The sequence below is a fragment of the Rhizobium sp. CNPSo 3670 genome (assembly GCF_057784555.1).
The window spans coordinates 14,997-36,231 of the sequence record NZ_JBXSOL010000032.1 but is presented as its reverse complement, the minus strand read 5'-3'; the positions used below and the strand labels follow the sequence as shown (position 1 = coordinate 36,231).

The window sequence follows — 21,235 nt, the reverse complement described above, 5'->3', positions numbered from 1 at the left end:
TTACTCCGCGGCCACGGCGACGGGCATGTGGCCCGTCAGGTAGCGCTCGGCTTCGAGTGCTGCCATGCATCCCATGCCGGCGGCGGTAATCGCCTGGCGGAACGTATCGTCGGTCACGTCGCCGGCGGCATAGACCCCTTCCAGGCTGGTCGCGGTCGAATCAGGCGCCGTCCAGAGATAGCCATTGTCCTTGAGCTTCAGCTTGCCCTTGAACAGCTCGGTTGCCGGGGCATGACCTATGGCGACGAAGACGCCGTCGACCGGCATTTCGGTGATCGCGCCGGTCCTGACGTCGCGCAGGCGAGCACCGGATACGGATTGCGGCATCGGTGGCTTGGCCGGCGTGCCAGTGATCTCGGCCACTTCGGTGTTCCACAACACCTTGACGTTTTCTTTCGCGAACAGGCGCTCCTGCAGGATCTTTTCGGCGCGGAAAGAATCGCGGCGGTGAACGACGGTCACCGACTTGGCGATGTTGGAGAGGTAGAGCGCCTCTTCGACGGCGCTGTTGCCGCCGCCGACCACGATGACATCCTTGTTGCGATAGAAGAAGCCGTCGCAGGTGGCGCAGGCCGAAACGCCGAAGCCCTGGAAATGCTGTTCGCTCTCGATGCCGAGCCACTTGGCCTTGGCGCCGGTGGCGATGATCAGCGTATCGGCGGTCCAGACCTGGCCGCTGTCGGTGCGGGCGACGAAGGGGCGCTGGTTGGTGTCGACTTCGGTCACTAGATCGTTGATGATCTCGGCGCCGACATGTTTTGCCTGCTGCAGCATCTGATCCATCAGCCACGGACCCTGGATCGGATCGGCAAAGCCGGGATAGTTCTCGACATCGGTGGTGATCATCAACTGGCCGCCCTGTTCGAGGCCGGCGATCAGAACCGGCTTCAGCATGGCGCGCGCGGCATAGACCGCGGCGGTATAGCCCGCAGGTCCGGAACCGATAATGAGCACCTTTGTGTGGCGGGCGGGCATGTCATTTCCTTTCGACTGGCAGGAGGGCGGCGGCTAAAGTGCGATTACGGCCGTTTCGCGGTCCATGCGCCATTTATGAACGTCCAATGCTTTTATTCAAGGGCAGCCTTGCATTACCAACAAGGCAATCGCCTTGCTGTGCAAGAATCCGTCATCGGCTTGAAACTTTCTTGCGTATTCCGCCGCTTTATATAGAAGCTCGCCGGGAAGAATTAAAGAAAGGCCATGATGTGGGTCGCACGGAACTCGACGTCATCGACATAAAGATCCTCCGGGAGCTGCAGGCCGACGGCCGCATGACCAATGTCGAACTCGCCGACCGTGTCGGCATATCGGCGCCGCCCTGCCTGCGCCGGGTGCGCAAGCTCGAAGAAGCCGGCATCATCGAGGGCTATCACGCCATGCTGAACAGCCCGAAGCTCGGCTTCGATCTGGTTGCTTTCTGTATGGTCGGCCTCAAACACCAGTCGGAAGGCAACCTCAAGGCGTTTGCCGCCGCCACCACCGAATGGCCGCTGGTGCGCCAGGCCTGGATGGTCTCGGGCGACAGCGATTTCCTGCTGCATTGCGTCGCTGAAAATCTCACCCATTTCCAGGATTTCGTCATCGAGATTCTGACGGCGAACGAACATGTCGACACCGTACGCACCATGCTGACGATCCGGCAGGTGAAGAAGCTGGGACTGGTCGAAGTCTGACACAGTCTATTTGCGCGAGGCATAGCCGCCCCGGTTGATGCCGTGGCGCTGCAGCTTGTCGTAAAAGGTCTTTCTCGGAATGCCGAGCGCTTCGATGGTGCGGCGCACGTCGCCGTCATTCGCCGAAAGCGCGTCGCGGATGATCTCCGCCTCGTAGCGTTCCAGCCGTTCGGGCAACGTGCCGCCGGTCGACTGCGGGGAAACGAGCGTCGCTCCGCGGCCCTCAACGCCCAGCACCACCCGTTCGGCATAGTGGGAGAGCTCGCGGACGTTGCCCGGCCATGCGTGGGTGACAAGATGCCGCCGAACATTCTCTGAAAGCTGCGGGACATCGCGGCGGAAGCGCTCGGCCGCGCGGGCGGCGAAATGGGAAAACAGCAGCGGAATATCGTCGCGGCGCTCCCTCAGCGGCGGAATGGAAATCGTCACGACATTCAGCCGGTAATAGAGATCCTCGCGAAAATCGCCGCGCACCTCGGGATCGCCGAGGTCGATCTTGGCGGCTGCGACGACGCGCAGATCCACCGGGCGCACCTCGTTGGTGCCGAGCGGGGTGATTTCGCGCATCTCCAGCACTCTCAGCATCTTGACCTGCGTGGCCAGAGGCATGCTCTCGATCTCGTCGAGGAAGAGCGTGCCGCCGCTTGCATGTTCGATGCGGCCCATACGGCGCTTCTGGGCACCGGTAAAGGCGCCGGCCTCATGGCCGAACAGCTCGCTTTCGATGACGGTTTCGGGGAGCGCCCCGCAGTTCAACGCGACGAAATTGCCCTTCCGGCGGTAGCTCCACTGATGCAGGATCTGCGCGACCACTTCCTTGCCGCTGCCGGTCTCGCCGGCAATGAGCACGTCGACGTCGGTATCGGCGATGTGGCGAAGAATTTTTCTGAGATTCTCCATGACGGGCGTCTGGCCGATCAGCGGCAAAGTCTCTTGCGCATCTTCGGCTGCTTTGCGCAGCATGCGGTTTTCCAGAACGAGCCGACGTTTTTCGCTGGCGCGGCGCACGCTTTGGACGAGCCTGTCGGCAGGGAAGGGCTTGGCGATGAAATCATAGGCGCCATCCTGAATGGCCTGTACGGCCATCGGAATATCGCCGTGGCCGGTCATCAATATCACCGGCAGGTCGGCATCCATGCTTTGCAGCATGGCGAAGAGTTGCAGCCCGTCGATCTCGGGCATGCGAATATCGGTGACGATGGGGCCGGCGAAGTCCGCCGGCAGGTCCGCCAGCGCCGCCTTGGCGCCATCATAGGCGAAAACGGAGAAGCCGGCGAGCTCCAGCGTCTGGGCTGTGGCGCGGCGCAGGTCCCTGTCGTCGTCGATCAGCGCAACCGGGCTCCGTGTGTCCATGACCTAAGCCTTCCTCAGATGAACGATGAACCGGCTTCCTTCGCCATTGCTCTCAACCTCCATCCGGCCGCCGTAATCGCCGACAATATCCTTGGAGATGACGAGCCCGAGGCCGAGACCACTCTCCTTCGATGTGTTGAACGGCGTGAACAGGCCCTTGCGGATTTCAGGCGAAATGCCGGGGCCGTTGTCGACGACCGTCAGGGTCACCATGTCCGCATCGGTTGATGTTCTGACCTCGACGCGCCCCGCCTCAGCCTTCGGCGCCACTGCCTCCAGGGCGTTCTGAAGCAAATTGATGAGCACCTGCTCGAGGCGGATCCGGTTTCCCATGACCTGCAGCGCGGCCGGCGGCAGCTCGATGTCAAGCGTATCCATGCGGCCGGCAAAGCGGCTGCGCAACAGCATCACCGCACCCTCGATGACTTCCCTCAGGCCAGTCGGCTCGGCACTGCTGCGGCCCTTGCGGGCGAAGGTCTTCAGCTCCTCGGTGATCGTGCCGATGCGCTGTGTCAGCGCTGCGATGTTCTGAAGATTTTCGCAGGCAGGCGCGGTTTGGCCGCGCTCGAGGAAGGTGCGGGCATTATCGGCATAGGCGCGGATGGTCGCCACCGGCTGGTTGATCTCGTGGGCGACGCCGGCGGCCACCTGACCCAGGATTGCCAGCCGGTTGGCCTGCACCAGATCCTGCTGTACCGCCTGGAGCTTCTGCTCCGTGCTGCGGTGACCGGTGATCTCGGCCTGCAGGCGATCCCGCGCCTGGCTGAGATCGAGCGTCCGCTCGGCTACGCGCCGTTCCAGTTCTTCGCGCGCCTGCTGTTCGCTGAAGATCCTGAGCGTGATCGTCTGGCGGCGGCGCAGGAGGAAGGCGGCGCCTGCCAGAACCGGCAAAAGCAAGAGCAGCGCCAGCATGCGCGTTTCGCGGACCGCCGCATCGAAGGACGGCCCCAGCGCTACAAGATGCTGCAGATGCCACCTGGTTGCGGGGACTGGCATCGCGACCCCAAGGAAGCTGGTTTTTCCTGCGCCGCCGGGCATGACGATCTCGACGACGTCAAGCCGCTCGCCCAGATGTCGGACGATATCGAGCGGCAATGGCTGAAGCGGCGCATCACCAAATTGCAGGCTCTCGCGGATCGCCGTCAGCCGATCCTCGGCGATCCGGCCGATCGTCATGAACCGCCACGAGGGAATGCTTGTTATGAGGACGATGCCGCGATCGTCGATGACGTAGGACGGTGCGCCCGAGGCATTCCAATCCGCCTCGACATCGTCGAATTCCACCTTGACGACGACGACGCCCAGAAGACCGCTGCTGCCTGATATCCGCTGGGAAATATAAAGGCCCGGCTTCTTGCTGACCGTCCCGAGCGCGAAATGCTCGGCCTGTCCTTCCGTGACCGCGCCCTGGAAGTATTCGCGAAAACGATAGTCATTGCCGACGAAGCTCGTCGGTTCGCGCCAATTGCTGGCCGAAACCGCGATGCCGTTCTTGTCTATGACGTAGATGACGGCAGCCTTCGTGCCGGCGGCCAGCGTCTCCAGCTTCCGGCTGAGCTCATTGAACGTGGCGGCGTCGCGCCCCGCCAAGGCGGCGGCGAGCGCGGTATCCTGCGACAGAACGAAGGGCAGCGCCCGGTATTTTTCGAGGACCGTGCGCAGCAGCGCTACATTCATTCTCGCATCGGTGCGTGCTTGTTCCTCCAGGGCCGCCTCTGCCCGGCGCCGGCCGATCTCGCCGCTGACCCAGAGGCATGCGACGACTGCTGAGAGGGCGAGCACTGCATAGGCCCACCACATCCGGCGGATGCGGTGCTGCAAGGGCAAGGAGGGCCAAGGCCTTTGCGAGACTGACAAGGACATGGAGGATTTGTGCATCTTTCCGCACGAGACGCAAATAGATTTGTGTGGTTTTTCGCATCTTCTGAAAGACCCAAAGGCCCATAGAAAGTTTTTATCCAGGAAATACAACGCTCTAGAAAGGCTACCCGAAACTGGCACGGCGCTTGCGAAAGAGATGGCAACAACGGCTGAGCTGTTGGAGTGAAGCGAACGGCTCGGGAGGCCGGAGTTCGTTCCGGACGAGCCTTTAGGAGGACATCATGATCGCAGCACCATTCGATGCAGTCGCGGAAAGCAAGCGCAGAAAACCCTTTTATGCCCATCTTTACGTTCAGGTTCTCGCCGCCATCGCCGCGGGTATCCTGCTCGGCCATTTCTACCCCGAACTCGGCACGCAGCTGAAGCCGCTCGGCGATGCCTTCATCAAACTCGTCAAGATGATCATTGCGCCGGTCATCTTCCTGACGGTTGCGACCGGTATTGCCGGCATGAGCGACTTGAAGAAGGTCGGCCGCGTCGCCGGCAAGGCAATGCTCTACTTCCTGACCTTCTCGACCTTGGCGCTCGTCATCGGCATGGTCGTCGCCAATGTCATTCAGCCCGGCGCCGGCATGAATATCGATCCGGCTTCGCTCGACCCGAAGGCCGTCGCCACCTTTGCCGAGAAGGCGCATGAGCAGAGCATCGTCGGCTTCCTCACGAACATCATCCCCACGACGATTGTCGGCGCCTTTGCCGATGGCGATATTCTGCAGGTATTGTTCTTCTCGGTGCTGTTCGGCATTGCGCTCGCCATGGTCGGCGAAAAGGGTGAGCAGGTTGTGACCTTCCTCAATGCGCTGACGGCTCCTGTCTTCAAACTTGTCGCCATCCTGATGAAGGCCGCCCCGATCGGTGCCTTTGGCGCCATGGCCTTCACCATCGGCAAATACGGCATCGGTTCGATCGCCAACCTCGCCATGCTGATCGGCACCTTCTACATCACCTCGCTGCTCTTCGTACTCGTCGTTCTCGGCGCCGTCGCCCGCTACAACGGCTTCTCGATCCTGGCGCTGCTGCGCTACATCAAGGAAGAGCTGCTGCTGGTTCTAGGCACCTCGTCGTCCGAGGCCGCACTGCCAGGGCTGATGAACAAGATGGAAAAGGCCGGCTGCAAGCGCTCGGTCGTCGGCCTCGTCATCCCGACAGGCTATTCCTTCAATCTCGACGGCACCAATATCTACATGACGCTGGCCGCCCTCTTCATTGCCCAGGCAACCGGCATCCAGCTCTCCTGGGGTGATCAGATCCTGCTGCTGCTCGTGGCGATGCTGAGCTCGAAGGGGGCTGCTGGAATCACCGGCGCCGGCTTCATCACGCTTGCCGCGACGCTCTCCGTCGTGCCCTCCGTGCCGGTCGCCGGCATGGCGCTTATCCTCGGCATCGACCGCTTCATGTCGGAATGTCGGGCGCTGACCAACCTCGTCGGCAATGCGGTCGCGACGATCGTCGTGGCACGCTGGGAAAAGGAACTGGATACCGCGCAGCTCGCCGCAGCTCTCGGCGGCCAGACGGAAGAGGCGGCACCGGCCGGCGGACTTCAGCCCGCCGAATAGACCAGCCGATCGTTGGTAATCCTTGCAGCGGCCCGTTCCACAACGGGCCGTTCGCGTATCGAGAATTTCGTTCTCTCGTCGTCATTCCCGGCCATTGTGCAGTCTTGTGCCCAGGATCTGCTACCGACCCGAGGCAGATGCTCCGGACAACCGGGGGACAAGCCCGAGCATGACGAAGGAGGGTCGGCGGACTTTCTTCAGCCGCCCCAGGCCCGTTATCCAACGAGCCCGGTTTCGTTCTGCTCAGCCACGATTGTCGCCGAGAAGGCGATCATAGACGGCGCCGATCGCGTTTGCTTCCTTCTCCAGCGCGAAATTCGCCCGGACATGACGCAGCGCATTCTCGCCATGCGCGATCGCCAGCGCCGGATCCGCGATATAGGGGGCGATGGCCCGGGTCAGCGCCTCACCATCGCCGGCGGCCACCACCGCGCCGGTCTCGCCTTCGGCGATGAGTTCGGCATAGGCGCCGGCGTCCGATGCCACCACCGCGGTCCGCGAGGCCATGGCTTCGAGCGGCGTCAGACCGAAGCCCTCATTGCGGGAAGGGGCTACATAAAGCGTCAAACGGCGATACCAGATTTTGATATCGGGCACTTCACCGAGGAAAAGGATACGGTCGGCGAGGCCCGCGGCGGCGACATCGGCCTTGAGCTTTTCGCCGAAGGCGGTGTGCTCCGCCGTCACGCGGCCGGAGACGACGGCCGTCCATTCGGGGTGCTGCGGCAAGAGTTCGATCATCGCTTGGACGAAGAGATCGGTGCCCTTCTGATGACGCACGCGGCCGAAGCAGCCGACGAGATAGCGTCCGCGCAGCCCGGTGGCGCCAATGCCATCGTCGGCCGTTTCCGGCGGGTGGAACAAGGAAAGGTCGACGCCGTGCTGGATGACCGTGTGAGGCACCTCGAGATAGGAGCCGGAACGGTCGCTGGTCGCGATTACCGCATCCATGCGGCGGATCAGCCATTTCGTATAGGCGGTGTGACGGCGTTGCGCGGCCGAGGTGAAGAGCAGCTTCAGCGGCATGCGCAGGACATGGCAAAGCAGGATGCCGACGGCCATCTCATTGTTGCGGCGGGCGTGCCAGACGCGGTGACGGCGCCGGGCCGGCGGGCGCCAGAGCCCGAAAAGCTGCGCCCAACTCAGTTTTGGCAGGGCCTCCGGCAGGCCCGGCCCGAGCGTTGCTATGCGCATGCCAAGCCGGATCTGACATGGGATGAGCTGGACGATGGTCGAGGTGACGCCGGAGAGCCGGCGCTTGAAGTTGGGCGCGATGATCTCGACGTCACGAATGTCCGGCAAGGATGGATCTCATGTCTGGCGGGCGATCAGCCCCAGGAAACCTGGAGGATTTCGTAGGCCTTGGAGCCACCGGGCGCGTTGACCTCGATGGAATCGCCGACTTCCTTGCCGATCAGCGCACGGGCGATCGGGGAGGAGATGGAGATGCGGCCGGCCTTGACGTCGGCTTCCTGGTCGCCGACGATCTGGTAGGTCTTTTCTTCCTCGGTGTCCTCGTCGACGAGCTTCACCCTGGCGCCGAACTTGATCTTGTCGCCCGACATCTTGGTGAGATCGATAACTTCGGCGCGCGCCGTTAGGTCTTCCAGCTCGGTGATGCGGCCCTCGTTGTGGCTCTGGGCTTCCTTGGCGGCGTGGTATTCGGCATTTTCGGAAAGGTCGCCATGGGCACGGGCTTCGGCGATCGCCTCGATGATTCGGGGACGCTCTTCCTGCTGACGCCAGCGCAGCTCTTCCTGCAGCTTGACGAAACCACCCTGTGTCATCGGTACCTTATCAACCATTTTTCTGTCCTTCACTCCTTGCGGCCGCCCGTCTTGCGTCAGCACAGTCAGGCACACACAAAAGAAAACAGGTCCCGAAGGGGAGCTTCGGAACCGTGCCACAATCATAGTTGCATGCTTATAGCAGATCGCCACGGCTGATTTCCAGAAAATTCGCATAAATGAAACGCAACCCGCTGGTACGTCAGGTGATGTGCGCCAAAACGGGGCAGAAGCGGGGACGTCGGGATTGACTTTGCAGCCAAGAACATATAGTGAACGTTCTAATGAAGAAGTCGCTAACCGAACGTTTGGCCATCCTTTCAGACGCCGCGAAATACGATGCTTCCTGTGCTTCCAGCGGCACGGTGAAACGCGATTCGAGCAGAAGCGGCGGACTGGGTTCGACCGAGGGATCCGGCATCTGCCATGCCTATGCTCCGGATGGGCGGTGCATTTCGCTTCTGAAGATCCTGCTCACCAATTTCTGCATCTATGACTGCGCCTATTGCGTCAATCGCTCCTCCAGCAATGTCGAGCGGGCACGCTTCACGGCGGAGGAAGTCGTCTGGCTGACGCTGGAATTCTACCGCCGCAACTATATCGAAGGCCTCTTCCTTTCCTCCGGCATCATCCGCTCTTCCGATTATACGATGGAGGAGATGGTCCGCATCGTCCGCGAACTGCGGGTGACGCATAGTTTCCGGGGCTACATCCATCTCAAGGCGATCCCCGAGGCGTCGCCGCATCTGATCGAGGAGGCGGGGCTTCATGCCGACAGGCTGTCGCTCAATATCGAGCTGCCGACCGATAGCGGGATTACCCGTTTCGCACCGGAGAAGAAGCCTGCCAGTATCAGGCGATCGATGGGGGACCTCCGGCTCAAGATCGAGGCGGCCAGTGAGCCGACATTAAAGACGAGGAAACGACAGCGTTTCGTCCCGGCCGGCCAGAGCACGCAGATGATCGTGGGCGCGGACGGGGCCAATGACGCCACTATCCTTGCGAGCAGCGGCCGGCTTTACAGCAGCTATGGCCTGAAGCGCGTCTATTACTCCGCCTTCAGCCCCATCCCCGACGCTTCGAAAAACCTGCCGCTGATCAAACCGCCGCTGATGCGAGAACACCGGCTCTACCAAGCGGACTGGCTGTATCGGTTCTACGGTTTCGGCATCGAGGAAATCACCGCAAGCCAGGCGGACGGCATGCTTGATCTCAATCTCGATCCAAAGCTTGCCTGGGCCCTTGCCAACCGGGGCGAGTTTCCGGTCGACATCAACAAGTCTGAGCGTGAGCGACTGCTGCGTGTGCCGGGCCTCGGCACCAAAACTGTGAAGGCGATCGTTTCGGCGCGCCGTTTTCGTCGCCTGCGGCTCGACGATCTCTCGCGGCTCGGCGTCTCGGTCAAGAAAGTTCAGGCCTTCATCTCAGCGGAAGGCTGGTCGCCCCGACGGCTGATCGACCGCCCGGACCTGCGCGCCATGTTTGAGCCGCAGCCTGAACAATTGTCGTTGCTGTGATGCGCAGGGTCATGCTTGCGGGACGCGGAGATTTAGGCGAATGGCGGGATGCCGCGCGCGCCCTGGCAGCCGCCGGCATATTGCCCGAGGAGATCGACTGGCGCGAAAAAAGCACTGAGGCCGATCTTTCGTTTCAACGCGATGCCATGCCGCCGGAGCCTGCGACATCACGCAAGCCAATGACGGTGCCGCCCGCTTTCATCGAGCTTGCGGAGACGGTTCTCTGCCATTCCGATCCGGCGCGATTTTCCCTGCTTTACCGTCTGCTCTGGCGGCTGCAATTGGACCGGCGACTGCTTGAAGTGGCTTCCGATGAGGATGTCGTGCGGGCCAGGCTGATGGCGAAGAATGTTCGGCGTGACGCGCACAAGATGACAGCCTTCGTCCGTTTCAAGGAAGTAGGTGCGGTATCATCGGCACGTCGAAAATTTATCGCCTGGTTCGAGCCGGACCATCATATCGTCAGACGCACGGCTCCCTTCTTCCAGCGGCGCTTCAACGATATGGACTGGCTGATTGCAACGCCGAAGGGATCGTCGGCCTGGGACGGCGAGCGGCTGACGATTGCCGACGAGCCGTGTGAAAAGCCCAATCTCAGCGATGCCACCGACGAGCTCTGGCGTACCTACTACGCCAATATCTTCAACCCGGCGCGATTGAAGGTGAAGGCGATGCAGGCGGAGATGCCGAAGAAGTACTGGAAGAACCTGCCGGAGGCGGATCTCATTCCTGGCTTGATTGCATCGGCCGAAAGCAAGGTGCGGGAGATGGCGGCGCGGGAGGCGACGCAATCGCTGCCGTTCCACGACCGCTTGCAGCAGGCGGCACGCAATCTCCTCGCAGAACCTGAGGCTCCAGCGGGCACGCTGGAAGCACTGCGCGCGGAAGCCGCCGTCTGCACGCGCTGTCCGCTGCATGCCAATGCCACCCAGCCAGTGTTCGGGGAGGGGCCGCGCGATGCGCAGGTGATGTTTGTCGGCGAGCAGCCGGGAGACCAGGAGGATATTGCCGGCCGCCCCTTCGTCGGACCTGCCGGCAGGCTTCTCGATCAGGTGATAGCAGAGGCCGGCATCGACCGATCGAGGCTCTACGTCACCAATGCGGTCAAACATTTCAAGTATGAGCCGCGTGGCAAGCGGCGCATCCACCAGAAGCCCAATATGAGCGAGGTGAAGCATTGCCGCTGGTGGCTCGATCGGGAGTTGGTGCTGATCAAGCCGAAACTGATCGTCGCAATGGGGGCGACGGCGCTTGCTGCGCTGACCGATGTGAAAGAACGGCTGCAGGATGTCAGGGGAAGGGCGATGGCGATCGAAGGAGGGCGTACGCTCTTCGTCACCGTGCATCCATCCTATCTGCTGCGTATTCCTGACGAGCGGCTGAAGGCAGAGGAACTGGCGCGGTTTCGCGAGGATATGATGAAAATTCAGCGGCTTATGGTCTTAGCCGGATAAATTGATTCCGGCGAGATAGCGCCAGCGCCCATCGAGCGATGGCGCTATCTCGTTGTTTTTACGCAATCCAGCAAGACTGCGGCACAGTTCTGCTGGAATTGCTCTCATGTCAGGCGAAGTAGCTCTGCAGCGGCCGGACTTCGAGATTGCCCGCCCTCAGCGCCTTGATCGCCTGAGCGGCGGCTTCGGCGCCGGCCATCGTCGTGTAATAGGGCACCTTCTGCATCAACGTCGCGCGGCGCAGTGACTTGGAATCCGAGATCGCCTTGTTGCCGTCCGTGGTGTTGATGACGAGCTGGACCTGGCGGTTGCGGATCGCGTCCTCGATGTGCGGACGGCCTTCCAGGACCTTGTTGATCTTGGTGGCGGTGATGCCGTTTTCGCCAAGGAAGCGGGCGGTGCCGCCGGTTGCCAGCACCTTGAAGCCTTCTTCGACGAGGATGCGGATCGCCGGCAGCACGCGCGCCTTGTCCTCATCACGCACGGAGACGAAGACTGTTCCATCACGCGGCAACTCGACGCCGGCGCCGAGCTGCGACTTGGCGAAGGCCAGGGCAAAATCGGTGTCGAGGCCGATCACTTCGCCGGTCGAGCGCATTTCCGGGCCGAGCAGCGTGTCGACGCCGGGGAAGCGGGCGAAGGGGAAGACGGCTTCCTTGACGGCGATGTGGGTGAGCTTACGCGGATCGGGCTTCTGCCCATAGGCGGCGAAGGTCGCGTCGAGCGTCTCGCCGGCCATGACGCGGGCGGCGATCTTGGCGATTGGCGCACCAATGGTCTTGGCGACAAAGGGCACGGTGCGCGAGGCGCGCGGATTGACTTCGAGCACGTAGACAGTGCCGTCCTTGATGGCGAACTGGACGTTCATCAGGCCGCCGACATTGAGCGCCTTGGCCATGGCTTTGGCCTGGCGCTCCAACTCGTCGAGCAGTTCGACCGGCAGCGAACGCGGCGGCAGCGAACAAGCGCTATCGCCGGAGTGGATGCCGGCTTCCTCGATATGCTCCATGATGCCGGCGACATAGACGTCGGTGCCATCGGAGAGGCAGTCGACGTCGACTTCGATCGCGTGAGTGAGATAGCTGTCGAAGAGCAGCGGATTCTTGCCGAGCAGCGTGTTGATCTGGCCGGTCTTGTCGTTGGGATAACGCTGCTTGATATCCTCAGGCACCAGTTCCGGAACCGTATCGAGAAGGTAGGTCTGCAACTGGCCTTCCGAATGCAGGATCTGCATGGCGCGGCCGCCGAGCACGTAAGACGGGCGAACGACCAGCGGGAAGCCGATCTCGGCGGCGACCAGGCGGGCCTGCTCGACCGAATAGGCGATGCCGTTGTTCGGCTGGTTGAGATCGAGTTTCATCAGAAGCTTCTGGAAGCGGTCGCGGTCTTCGGCAAGGTCGATCGCGTCAGGTGCTGTGCCGAGGATCGGAATACCGTTCTTCTCGAGCGCCTCGGCAAGCTTCAGCGGCGTCTGGCCGCCGAACTGGACGATGACGCCGACGACTTCGCCCTTCTCCTGTTCGGCGCGCAGGATCTCGATCACGTCTTCGGCCGTCAGCGGCTCGAAGTAGAGGCGATCCGACGTGTCATAGTCGGTCGAGACGGTTTCGGGGTTGCAGTTGATCATGATCGCTTCATAGCCAGCATCCTTCAGCGCGAAGGCGGCATGGCAGCAGCAATAGTCGAACTCGATGCCTTGCCCGATGCGGTTCGGGCCGCCGCCGAGGATGACGACCTTCTTGCGGTCGGAGACTTGAGCTTCCGAGCGGGCGGCGCCGACGAAGGGCGTCTCGTAGGTCGAATACATATAGGCCGTAGGCGAAGCGAATTCGGCCGCACAGGTGTCGATACGCTTGAAAACCGGACGCACGTTCAGGCTGTTGCGGAGTTCCGCGACTTCCTTCGGGCGCTTGCCGGTCAGGGTCGCCAGCCTCGCGTCGGAGAAACCCATGGCCTTCAGCATGCGCAGGTTCGCGGCATCGCCGGGCAGGCCATGCTCGCGGATGCGGGCTTCCATGTCGACGATATTCTTGAGTTCGGCGATGAACCAGGGATCGATCTTGCAGCCTTCATGCACCTCTTCGATGCTGAGGCCCTGGCGCAGCGCCTGGGCGACCATGCGCAGGCGGTCCGGCGTCGGCGTGCCGATGGCTGCGCGGATGGCGTTCTGGCTGGATTCGCCTTCTTCGAAATCGGGGATCTCGATTTCGTCGAGGCCGGTCAGGCCGGTTTCGAGGCCGCGCAGCGCCTTCTGCAGCGATTCGGCAAAGGTACGGCCGATCGCCATGACTTCGCCCACCGATTTCATCGCCGTCGTCAGGACCGGGGAGGCGCCGGGGAATTTCTCGAAGGCGAAACGGGGGATCTTGGTGACGACATAGTCGATCGACGGCTCGAAGGAAGCCGGCGTTGCGCCGCCGGTGATGTCGTTTTCCAACTCGTCGAGCGTGTAGCCGATGGCGAGCTTCGCGGCGACCTTGGCGATCGGGAAGCCGGTGGCCTTGGAAGCGAGTGCCGAGGAGCGCGAGACGCGCGGGTTCATTTCGATGACGACGAGGCGGCCGTCCTTCGGATTGACAGCGAACTGGACGTTCGAGCCGCCGGTCTCGACGCCGATCTCGCGCAGCACCGCGATCGAGGCGTTGCGCATGATCTGGTATTCCTTGTCGGTCAGCGTCAGCGCCGGAGCGACGGTGATGGAATCGCCGGTATGAACGCCCATCGGATCGATGTTCTCGATCGAGCAGATGATGATGCAGTTGTCCGCCTTGTCGCGGACCACTTCCATTTCATACTCCTTCCAACCGAGCACCGATTCTTCGATCAGCACTTCGGTGGTCGGCGAAGCATCGAGACCGCCGCCGACGATCTCGAAGAATTCCGAGCGGTTGTAGGCAATGCCGCCGCCGGTGCCGCCGAGGGTGAAGGAGGGGCGGATGATGGCGGGCAGGCCGACATGGTCGAGTGCCTGGGCGGCGATCGCCATGGCATGGTTCAGGTAGCGCTGCTTGCGGTCGCTCTCGCCAAGATTCCACTGGTTTTCCAGCTCGTCCAGCGCCTTGTCGAGGTCGGGACCGGAGAGGCTTTCGCGCAGTTTGGTGCGCTCGGCCTCGTGCGTCTTGCGGTCGAGATCCTTGATGTCGGTGGCGTTCGCCAGCATCGAGCGCGGCGTTTCAAGGCCGATGCGTGCCATAGCCTCGCGGAACAGCGCGCGGTCTTCGGCCATGTCGATGGCCGCCGGCTTGGCGCCGATCATCTCGACATTGTAGCGGTCGAGCACGCCCATGCGCTTCAGGGATAGGGCGGTATTCAATGCCGTCTGGCCGCCCATGGTCGGCAGCAGCGCGTCCGGGCGCTCCTTGGCGATGATCTTCGCGACGACTTCCGGGGTGATCGGCTCTACGTAAGTTGCGTCTGCCAGCCCGGGGTCGGTCATGATCGTCGCCGGGTTGGAGTTGACGAGGATGACGCGGTAGCCTTCCTCTCTCAAAGCCTTGCAGGCCTGGGTGCCGGAATAGTCGAATTCGCAAGCCTGGCCAATGACGATCGGTCCCGCGCCGATGATGAGAATCGATTTGATGTCTTGGCGCTTCGGCATGGCGATATCCATTTTCTGGCTGCGCAGAAAACCGGCCAGGGTGGGAGATCACCGGGTCGGTTGCGCATGCTGGGTCTTTTCAGGCTAGAAGCGGCTTATAGGCAAATGTATTTGCAAACGGAACCCCATAAATCGCGGAATCGACAGGAATTCGAACCGGCGCGGACGCCTATTCCCGGCCGGGGATGACGAGTGCCCGGATTTCGCCGCTGCGCGCCGGATTGACGATCGCGTCTGGGGCTTCTGCAAGCCCAATCCTGCGGGAGATCAACGGCTCGACCTTGATCCTGCCGGAGGCGATCAGATCGGCGGCGCGGCTATGGGTGAAGGGGTTGACGAAGGAGCTTATCAGCCTGACTTCGCGAAATAGCAGGTCAAAGGGCTCGATTTCGATTTTTGCCCCCTGCGGCATCACGCCGAGAATGACGGCAGTGCCGCCGCGGCGGGCAAGCCGCGGCGCCTGTTCCATGGTTTCAGCGACGCCTGCGCATTCGAAGACGACGTCGGCGCCGCCGGGCAGCAATCCGTCGGCGGCGGTGATGCGGGCAACGATATCGCCGTCGCCTGGATCGGCCGTTGCCGTGGCGCCGAGGATTTCGGCCAAGCGTCGTTTTTCGGCGCTGCGCGTCACCAGAATGACACGGGTGGCGCCGGCGAGCCTTGCCAGTTGAACCGTGAGCAGGCCGATCACGCCGCCGCCGAGTACGATGACTGAAGCGCCAGTATGCAGCCCGGCGAGATCGACGCCGTGGATGCAGCAGGCGAGCGGTTCGCAGAAGGCTCCGTGGAGCGGATCAAGATCGGTCGGCAGCGCGAAGGCCTGGCTTTGCGGCATGCAGACATAGTCGGCAAAGCCGCCGTCGCGGTGAATGCCGATCGCCTGCAGGTTCCGGCAGAGATTGACTCGGCCGCGCCGGCATTCCCCGCAGCCGCCGCAGGAAATGTTCGGATCGCCGGTCACGCGCATGCCGGGGCGGAAATCGGTCACATCAGGTCCGACGGTCTCGACGATGCCGGCGAATTCATGGCCGAGCGTCACCGGCGGCTTTGACGGAAATTCGCCGTGGAAGATATGGCGGTCGGTGCCGCAGATGCCGCAGGCCTCGATCCGGACGAGCAATTCACCCGGACCTGGTGCCGGCTTTCCGACTTCGCAAAGTTGCAACTGTCCCGTCGCTTGCAGACGCACCGCCTTCATCGCCATCTCCTCCTGCATTCTCCCCTTCTAACAGGAAGGGCGAAAGCAGGAGTTGCGTCAAGCGGTTGACGCATCTTCTTTACGCGATGGGGACGCATGGCTGGGGCCGATGGGCTGAGGGAACAATATCCCGTCCGTCAAGTTTGCAGCCGAGGAGCCGTGCAGCCGCCGATTTTTCATGCGGTTGAAGCCGCTGGAATTCCTCCTGCTGACGGTTATATAAATTCATTGATGACAAGCATCTGGATTGGCGGGGAGAACGAAGATGGAATGGAGAGGCCGGCGTCAGTCCGACAATGTCGAGGATCGTCGCGGCGAGCCCACCGGCGGCGGTTTTGGCCGCGGCGGTGGTTTCAGCTTTCCCTCAGGCGGCGGTGTTCGCCGCGCCGGCGGTGGCTTGAGCATCGGCACGATCATCTTCCTCGTCGTCATCTATCTGATCTTCAAGGCGATGGGCATCGACCTGATGCAGGTGCTGGACACCGGGGGCATGTCCAGCGGCCCCGGCTACGAGCAGAGCGAATCCGGCGCCCGCACCCCCGCCAATGACGAAATGACTGCTTTCGTGCGGACCGTCCTTGCCGAGACCGAGGATACCTGGAACGGCATTTTCCAGGCACAGGGCCGGGATTACGAGGAGCCTCGGCTCGTACTCTTCTCCGACCAGACGCAGTCGGCCTGCGGCTTCGCCTCTACAGCGAGCGGTCCGTTCTATTGCCCTGGAGATCATAAGGTCTATCTCGATACGGCCTTCTTCCAGGAGCTGTCCGATCGCTTCGGCGCATCGGGCGATTTTGCCGAAGCCTATGTCGTTGCGCATGAGGTCGGCCATCACGTGCAGAACCTGCTCGGCATCTTGCCGAAGTTCAACCAGGCCCGTCAGCGCATGAGCGAGGAGGAGGCCAACAAGATGTCGGTCCGCGTCGAGCTGCAGGCCGATTGCTTCGCCGGCATCTGGGGCAAGTATACCCAGCAGAAGGGTATCCTGGAGGCGGGCGATCTCGAGGAGGCGCTGAATGCCGCACAGCAGATCGGCGACGATACGCTGCAGAAGCGCTCGCAAGGTTACGTCGTGCCCGAGAGTTTCAACCACGGCACCTCGGCGCAGCGCGTCAGATGGTTCAAGCGCGGTTTCGACAGCGGACAGCTGACGGCGTGTGATACGTTTTCGGGGCCAGTTTGAGGTTTCCAGAGTCCCTGCGTGTGGCCCCTCATCCGACCCTTGGGGCCACCTTCTCCCCGAGGGGAGAAGGGGACTTTCCGCGACGTCTCGATTCCCTCTTCTCCCCTCGGGAGAAGGTGCTCGTAGGTCGGATGAGGGGGCTACACGGCCGGACGTTTGAGCCCCTTTGACCTAACACCTAACCTCACTTCTCACTATCCATGCGCTGCAGCATATGCTCGGGATAGCGCCCGCCGGCCGCAGCATCCTTCGGCACGACGCGTTCAATGGCGGCGAAATCTTCTGCCGACAGATCCACCGCAAGTGAACCGAGCGCCTCAGTCAACCGGTCGCGGCGGCGGGCGCCGATGAGGGGAACAATGTTCTGCTTGGATTGATCTGGATGCCGTCGCGGCGATTGCAAGGGAGTTTTATCGCTACGATTCCCCGGAACGACGGCGCGCGTCTACCGGTTGAGGCCCTGACGATTTTCCCGTAGAACTCCTGGGATGCTTCCAGATGTTCACCGATTGTTTCAGTTTCTTTTCTGAGCTATGTCACTTTCCGGCGACGGAGATCGTCTTTTCAGAAACAGCTGCTGTAGAGATGCCTCATGCTTGATCCGAGATTCGTTCGCCGCGGCCTTTTCCTGGTCTTCGTCATCCTCTTCCTCGACATTATCGGCATCGCCATCATCATGCCGGTGCTGCCCGCCTATCTGGAGCAACTGACCGGCGGCAGCGTCAGCGATGCGGCGATCGACGGCGGCTGGCTGATGCTCGTCTATGCCGGCATGCAGTTCCTGTTCGCGCCGTTGCTCGGAAACCTGTCCGACCGCTTCGGCCGCCGGCCGATCCTTCTGCTTTCGGTGCTGACCTTCGCCATCGACAACTTCATCTGCGGCATCGCCACCAGCTTCTGGATGCTGTTCGTCGGCCGCGTGCTTGCCGGCATCAGCGGCGGCAGCTTCGCCACCTGCTCGGCCTATATCGCCGATATCAGCACGGAGGAGAACCGCGCGAAGAACTTCGGACTGATCGGCATCGCCTTCGGCGTCGGCTTTACCATCGGCCCTGTCATTGGCGGATTCCTCGGGGAATTCGGCCCACGCGTACCCTTCCTCGGCGCTGCCGCTTTGTCGCTTCTCAATTTCATCGCCGCCTGCTTTCTGCTGCCGGAAACGCTGGAGGCGAAGAACCGCCGCCGCTTCGAGTGGAAACGCGCCAACCCCGTCGGCGCGCTGCGCCAGATGCGCCATTACCCTGGCATCGGCGGGGTCAGCCTCGTCATGTTCCTGTTTTTCCTGGCGCATGCCGTTTATCCCTCGGTCTGGTCCTTCGTCTCTACCTACCGCTACGGTTGGAGCGAGGGCCAGATCGGCCTGTCGCTCGGCATTTACGGCATCGGTGCTGCGATCGTCATGGGCCTTGTCCTGCCGCGGATCGTGCCTGTGCTTGGCGAGTGGAAGACCGCGCTTCTCGGCCTCTGTTTCTCGGCTGCAGGCTTGACCGGCTATGCCTTCGCCTGGGAGGGCTGGGTGGTCTATGTCGTCATCGTGGCGACCGTCATTGAAAACGTCGCCGATCCGGCGCTGCGCAGCATTGCCGCCGGGAAGGTGCCGCCTTCCGCGCAGGGCGAGTTGCAGGGCGCGCTGACCAGCCTCAGCAGCATCACCACCATTGTCGGGCCATTGATCTTCACGCAAATGTTCGGCTATTTCACGCGGCCTGAGGCGCCCGTCACCTTTGCCGGTGCGCCTTATCTCACGGCTGCCGTCCTCATTGTTGTGGCCGCCGGGATATTCCTCACGAGGGTTCGAGCCGGGGAGCCGGCCGAGGCGCTGGAAGGTGTGGGCTGAACCGATCAGAAATGGTGATGGTATGATGAATTTTTCATCATCTGCCTGTTTTGGGGTAGTTCTTTGCGGGGCTTTGATTTAAGCCCGAGTGATATTTTTGCGCCACTACGCGGCGTTGCAGATCTCAATCACAGGACTGGTGTCATGGACACGCCGATCGACGCGCGCAGCCTTGCGCCGACAAACGATAATCGTTGGGGTGCGCATTTTCGTGCAACACTGGCGCTCGGTATTCCGCTGATCGGCGCACAGCTCGCTCAGCTCGGCATCAATACCACCGACGTGATGATCGTCGGCCGCCTCGGCGCCGAGCATCTGGCGGCGATGGTGCTGTCGGCTCAATTCCTCTTCACCATCCTGATCTTCGGTTCGGGTTTTGCCATCGCCGTCATTCCGATGGTGGCGCAGGCCTATGGTCGCGGCGACGTCATCTCTGTGCGCCGATCGCTGCGCATGGGTCTGTGGGTGGTGCTTGGATATTGGGCCGTCATGCAGCCCGCCTTCTTCTATTCCGAGCAAATCCTGCTCTTCGCGCAGCAGAAGCCGGAGGTAGCCGAGCTCGCGCATGGCTATATCATGATCGGTCAGTTCGGCGTGCTGCCGGCACTGCTCTTCAACGTGATGCGCGCGCTGGTCAGCGCCATCGGCAAGGCAGGCATCATCCTCAACGTCACCATCGTGACGCTGGTGATGAACGCGTTCTTCGCCTATGCCCTCGTGCTCGGCCATTTCGGCTTTCCTGCGATGGGGCTCGAGGGTGCGGCGATCGTATCGGTCGTGGTCCAGACGGCTGGTTTCCTCTTCATCCTTGCCTTCGTGCAGAGGCGGGAGGAGACGCGCCGCTACGAGATCTTCGTGCGGTTCTGGAAGCCCGACTGGCATGCGCTGCTGGAAGTCATCCGGCTCGGTTTCCCGATCAGCGTCACCATCCTTGCCGAGGTCAGCCTGTTCACGGTGGCCTCGCTGCTGATGGGCTATATCGGCACGATCGAACTCGCCGCCCACGGCATCGCCCTGCAATGGGCTTCGATCGCCTTCATGATCCCGCTAGGCCTCAGCCAGGCGGCGACGGTGCGCGTGGGCGTCGCCCACGGGCAGGGCGATTATGACGGGCTGGTGCGGGCTTCGATCATGGTGTTCATCCTCGGCTGCGCCATTTCGGCGGTGGGCTCGGTGCTCTTTGCCACAATGCCCCAATTCCTCGGCAGCTGGTTCCTCGACGTCAGTTCGCCCGAGGCGCCCGAGGTGCTCTCCTATGCCGGGCCGCTGATCGTCGTTGCCGGGCTTTTCCAACTGGTCGACGGGCTGCAGGTGATCGCTAATGGACTGCTGCGCGGCCTGAAGGACGCGCGCGTGCCGATGATCATGGCGCTGATCGCTTACTGGCCGATTGGCTTCTTCCTGGCCTGGGCCTTCGCTTTTCCGTTGGGTCTGGGCGGCATCGGCATCTGGTTCGGCTTCCTTGTCGGGTTGGCGGCGGCGGCCGCCATGCTCTGCGGACGCTTCTATCTTCTCGTTCGCCGGGAGGGCGCAATCGCCGGCGTCTGAGCCGGCGTCCTTGCCCTCAGGCCGCGACAGGCTTGTAACTGCCGATATCGGCTCGAATGCCGAGACGCGAGAACATTTCCTGCGGATCGAAATTTGAGGCCTTGTGGGCGGCCGTCACGGCTGCCCGCGCACGCTCGACGACCTCGGTATTTTCCCATTCGGCGATGGTAACGAAATTGAATTCGCCGGGACCTGAGACCTGCTCCAGCACCCGGTGATCGATGAAGCCCTCCTGTGCCTCCAGCAGCTTGTGGGTCATCATCACTTTGACAAGAAATTCCTCACGCGCCGCCGCCGGCACGATGAACTTGTCGACACGATAGAAAGCTCCGCTCATCTATATCTCCTGCATCGGATCTGCGGGCAGTTCTGTAATTCCTCAAGCATGGTTGAGGTCAATAGTGAAAGGGCAGAGGCCGGTCGAATGTCCATTGCTTTCCTGTTTCGGCGACATTGTCGAAGCTTGATGCAACGGTGCGCCAGAAGCAGTTGCTGGCTCGGCGTCAAGGAACGACAGAGCAGTCATTGCGTGCAGCTTCAACGTTGGGTGCGTCGATGAGCCATTAGACAAGTCGATCTCAGCCAAGATCGCTCCAAGCCGCGGCTAGAAGTTCTTTCTTGCCTTCTGTCTCCCTGCTATCCTGGAAGTG

At 62.0% G+C, this 21,235-nt stretch carries 16 protein-coding genes and 1 pseudogene; 7 read left to right on the top strand and 10 right to left on the bottom strand.

Features of this window, described 5'->3' with window-relative positions; all coding sequences use genetic code 11:
* Window positions 1-975 (bottom strand): thioredoxin-disulfide reductase, encoded by a 975-nt coding sequence (gene trxB, locus AC13QO_RS25160; protein WP_430960351.1) that lies wholly within the window; start codon window positions 973-975, stop codon window positions 1-3.
* Between the two features lie 230 nt (window positions 976-1,205).
* Between trxB and AC13QO_RS25155 the strand changes: the two genes are divergently transcribed.
* Window positions 1,206-1,673 carry an Lrp/AsnC family transcriptional regulator gene (locus AC13QO_RS25155; RefSeq protein WP_064695956.1) on the top strand — a complete coding sequence of 156 codons (468 nt, stop codon included), beginning with the start codon at window positions 1,206-1,208 and terminating at the stop codon, window positions 1,671-1,673.
* A 6-nt stretch (window positions 1,674-1,679) separates the two neighbouring features.
* Here the strand turns inward: AC13QO_RS25155 and AC13QO_RS25150 are convergent, their stop codons facing one another.
* Both AC13QO_RS25150 and AC13QO_RS25145 read right to left on the bottom strand, forming a co-directional pair.
* Window positions 1,680-3,026: a sigma-54-dependent transcriptional regulator gene (locus tag AC13QO_RS25150; protein WP_488542194.1), complete on the bottom strand. Its 1,347-nt coding sequence runs from the start codon at window positions 3,024-3,026 to the stop codon at window positions 1,680-1,682.
* A gap of 3 nt (window positions 3,027-3,029) precedes the next feature.
* A complete protein-coding gene (locus AC13QO_RS25145) occupies window positions 3,030-4,904 on the bottom strand; it encodes a sensor histidine kinase (RefSeq protein WP_488542193.1) in 1,875 nt (624 codons plus the stop codon).
* A 224-nt stretch (window positions 4,905-5,128) separates the two neighbouring features.
* Between AC13QO_RS25145 and AC13QO_RS25140 the strand changes: the two genes are divergently transcribed.
* Window positions 5,129-6,463: a dicarboxylate/amino acid:cation symporter gene (locus AC13QO_RS25140; protein ID WP_488542192.1), complete on the top strand. Its 1,335-nt coding sequence runs from the start codon at window positions 5,129-5,131 to the stop codon at window positions 6,461-6,463.
* 243 nt (window positions 6,464-6,706) lie between these two features.
* Here the strand turns inward: AC13QO_RS25140 and AC13QO_RS25135 are convergent, their stop codons facing one another.
* Window positions 6,707-7,765 carry a glycosyltransferase family 4 protein gene (locus tag AC13QO_RS25135; protein WP_488542191.1) on the bottom strand — a complete coding sequence of 353 codons (1,059 nt, stop codon included), beginning with the start codon at window positions 7,763-7,765 and terminating at the stop codon, window positions 6,707-6,709.
* A 26-nt stretch (window positions 7,766-7,791) separates the two neighbouring features.
* Window positions 7,792-8,268 (bottom strand): transcription elongation factor GreA, encoded by a 477-nt coding sequence (greA, locus tag AC13QO_RS25130; protein ID WP_085778873.1) that lies wholly within the window; start codon window positions 8,266-8,268, stop codon window positions 7,792-7,794.
* 266 nt (window positions 8,269-8,534) lie between these two features.
* On the opposite strand from greA, the gene AC13QO_RS25125 reads away from it, so the two are divergent.
* Complete coding sequence (locus tag AC13QO_RS25125) at window positions 8,535-9,767, top strand: putative DNA modification/repair radical SAM protein (RefSeq protein ID WP_488542190.1); 1,233 nt, start codon at window positions 8,535-8,537, stop codon at window positions 9,765-9,767.
* Window positions 9,767-11,221: a UdgX family uracil-DNA binding protein gene (locus AC13QO_RS25120; RefSeq protein WP_488542189.1), complete on the top strand. Its 1,455-nt coding sequence runs from the start codon at window positions 9,767-9,769 to the stop codon at window positions 11,219-11,221. Before AC13QO_RS25125 ends, AC13QO_RS25120 begins: the two co-directional genes overlap by 1 nt.
* Before the next feature lie 109 nt (window positions 11,222-11,330).
* Here AC13QO_RS25120 and carB read toward each other — a convergent pair whose 3' ends face one another.
* Together carB and AC13QO_RS25110 are read right to left on the bottom strand one after the other, a co-directional pair.
* A complete protein-coding gene (gene carB / locus AC13QO_RS25115) occupies window positions 11,331-14,819 on the bottom strand; it encodes a carbamoyl-phosphate synthase large subunit (RefSeq protein WP_285191481.1) in 3,489 nt (1,162 codons plus the stop codon).
* A 169-nt stretch (window positions 14,820-14,988) separates the two neighbouring features.
* Complete coding sequence (locus tag AC13QO_RS25110; RefSeq protein ID WP_488542202.1) at window positions 14,989-16,017, bottom strand: zinc-dependent alcohol dehydrogenase family protein; 1,029 nt, start codon at window positions 16,015-16,017, stop codon at window positions 14,989-14,991.
* Window positions 16,018-16,282: 265 nt separating this feature from the next.
* Here AC13QO_RS25110 and ypfJ point away from each other — a divergent pair, with 265 nt between their 5' ends.
* Window positions 16,283-17,200, top strand: a complete 918-nt coding sequence (gene ypfJ / locus AC13QO_RS25105) for a KPN_02809 family neutral zinc metallopeptidase (RefSeq protein WP_488542188.1) — start codon at window positions 16,283-16,285, stop codon at window positions 17,198-17,200.
* A gap of 184 nt (window positions 17,201-17,384) precedes the next feature.
* On the opposite strand, the pseudogene AC13QO_RS25100 reads toward ypfJ, so the two are convergent.
* Window positions 17,385-17,567 (bottom strand): annotated as a pseudogene (locus tag AC13QO_RS25100) (aldo/keto reductase); the annotation flags it as partial.
* A 225-nt stretch (window positions 17,568-17,792) separates the two neighbouring features.
* Between AC13QO_RS25100 and AC13QO_RS25095 the strand changes: the two are divergent.
* Entirely contained in the window at window positions 17,793-19,037 is a 1,245-nt protein-coding gene (locus AC13QO_RS25095; RefSeq protein ID WP_488542187.1) for a TCR/Tet family MFS transporter, read from the top strand.
* A gap of 144 nt (window positions 19,038-19,181) precedes the next feature.
* The gene (locus tag AC13QO_RS25090) at window positions 19,182-20,585 is read left to right on the top strand and encodes an MATE family efflux transporter (RefSeq protein ID WP_488542186.1); all 1,404 of its coding nucleotides are present in this window, start codon (window positions 19,182-19,184) and stop codon (window positions 20,583-20,585) included.
* Between the two features lie 16 nt (window positions 20,586-20,601).
* On the opposite strand, the gene AC13QO_RS25085 is transcribed toward AC13QO_RS25090, so the two are convergent.
* Both AC13QO_RS25085 and AC13QO_RS25080 read right to left on the bottom strand, forming a co-directional pair.
* Window positions 20,602-20,922, bottom strand: a complete 321-nt coding sequence (locus AC13QO_RS25085) for an antibiotic biosynthesis monooxygenase family protein (protein ID WP_285191485.1) — start codon at window positions 20,920-20,922, stop codon at window positions 20,602-20,604.
* A 42-nt stretch (window positions 20,923-20,964) separates the two neighbouring features.
* Window positions 20,965-21,171 (bottom strand): hypothetical protein, encoded by a 207-nt coding sequence (locus AC13QO_RS25080; protein WP_488542185.1) that lies wholly within the window; start codon window positions 21,169-21,171, stop codon window positions 20,965-20,967.
* Window positions 21,172-21,235 lie beyond the last annotated feature (64 nt).

Excerpts from the sequence above, each read along its gene's own strand:
- greA (WP_085778873.1), bottom strand. The coding sequence starts at position 8,268 with ATGGTTGATAAGGTACCGATGACACAGGGTGGTTTCGTCAAGCTGCAG.
- AC13QO_RS25090 (WP_488542186.1), top strand. The coding sequence starts at position 19,182 with ATGGACACGCCGATCGACGCGCGCAGCCTTGCGCCGACAAACGATAAT.
- AC13QO_RS25085 (WP_285191485.1), bottom strand. The coding sequence starts at position 20,922 with ATGAGCGGAGCTTTCTATCGTGTCGACAAGTTCATCGTGCCGGCGGCG.
- AC13QO_RS25095 (WP_488542187.1), top strand. The coding sequence starts at position 17,793 with ATGCTTGATCCGAGATTCGTTCGCCGCGGCCTTTTCCTGGTCTTCGTC.
- ypfJ (WP_488542188.1), top strand. The coding sequence starts at position 16,283 with ATGGAATGGAGAGGCCGGCGTCAGTCCGACAATGTCGAGGATCGTCGC.
- AC13QO_RS25125 (WP_488542190.1), top strand. The coding sequence starts at position 8,535 with ATGAAGAAGTCGCTAACCGAACGTTTGGCCATCCTTTCAGACGCCGCG.
- AC13QO_RS25150 (WP_488542194.1), bottom strand. The coding sequence starts at position 3,026 with ATGGACACACGGAGCCCGGTTGCGCTGATCGACGACGACAGGGACCTG.
- AC13QO_RS25120 (WP_488542189.1), top strand. The coding sequence starts at position 9,767 with ATGCGCAGGGTCATGCTTGCGGGACGCGGAGATTTAGGCGAATGGCGG.
- trxB (WP_430960351.1), bottom strand. The coding sequence starts at position 975 with ATGCCCGCCCGCCACACAAAGGTGCTCATTATCGGTTCCGGACCTGCG.
- carB (WP_285191481.1), bottom strand. The coding sequence starts at position 14,819 with ATGCCGAAGCGCCAAGACATCAAATCGATTCTCATCATCGGCGCGGGA.
- AC13QO_RS25110 (WP_488542202.1), bottom strand. The coding sequence starts at position 16,017 with ATGAAGGCGGTGCGTCTGCAAGCGACGGGACAGTTGCAACTTTGCGAA.
- AC13QO_RS25145 (WP_488542193.1), bottom strand. The coding sequence starts at position 4,904 with ATGCACAAATCCTCCATGTCCTTGTCAGTCTCGCAAAGGCCTTGGCCC.
- AC13QO_RS25140 (WP_488542192.1), top strand. The coding sequence starts at position 5,129 with ATGATCGCAGCACCATTCGATGCAGTCGCGGAAAGCAAGCGCAGAAAA.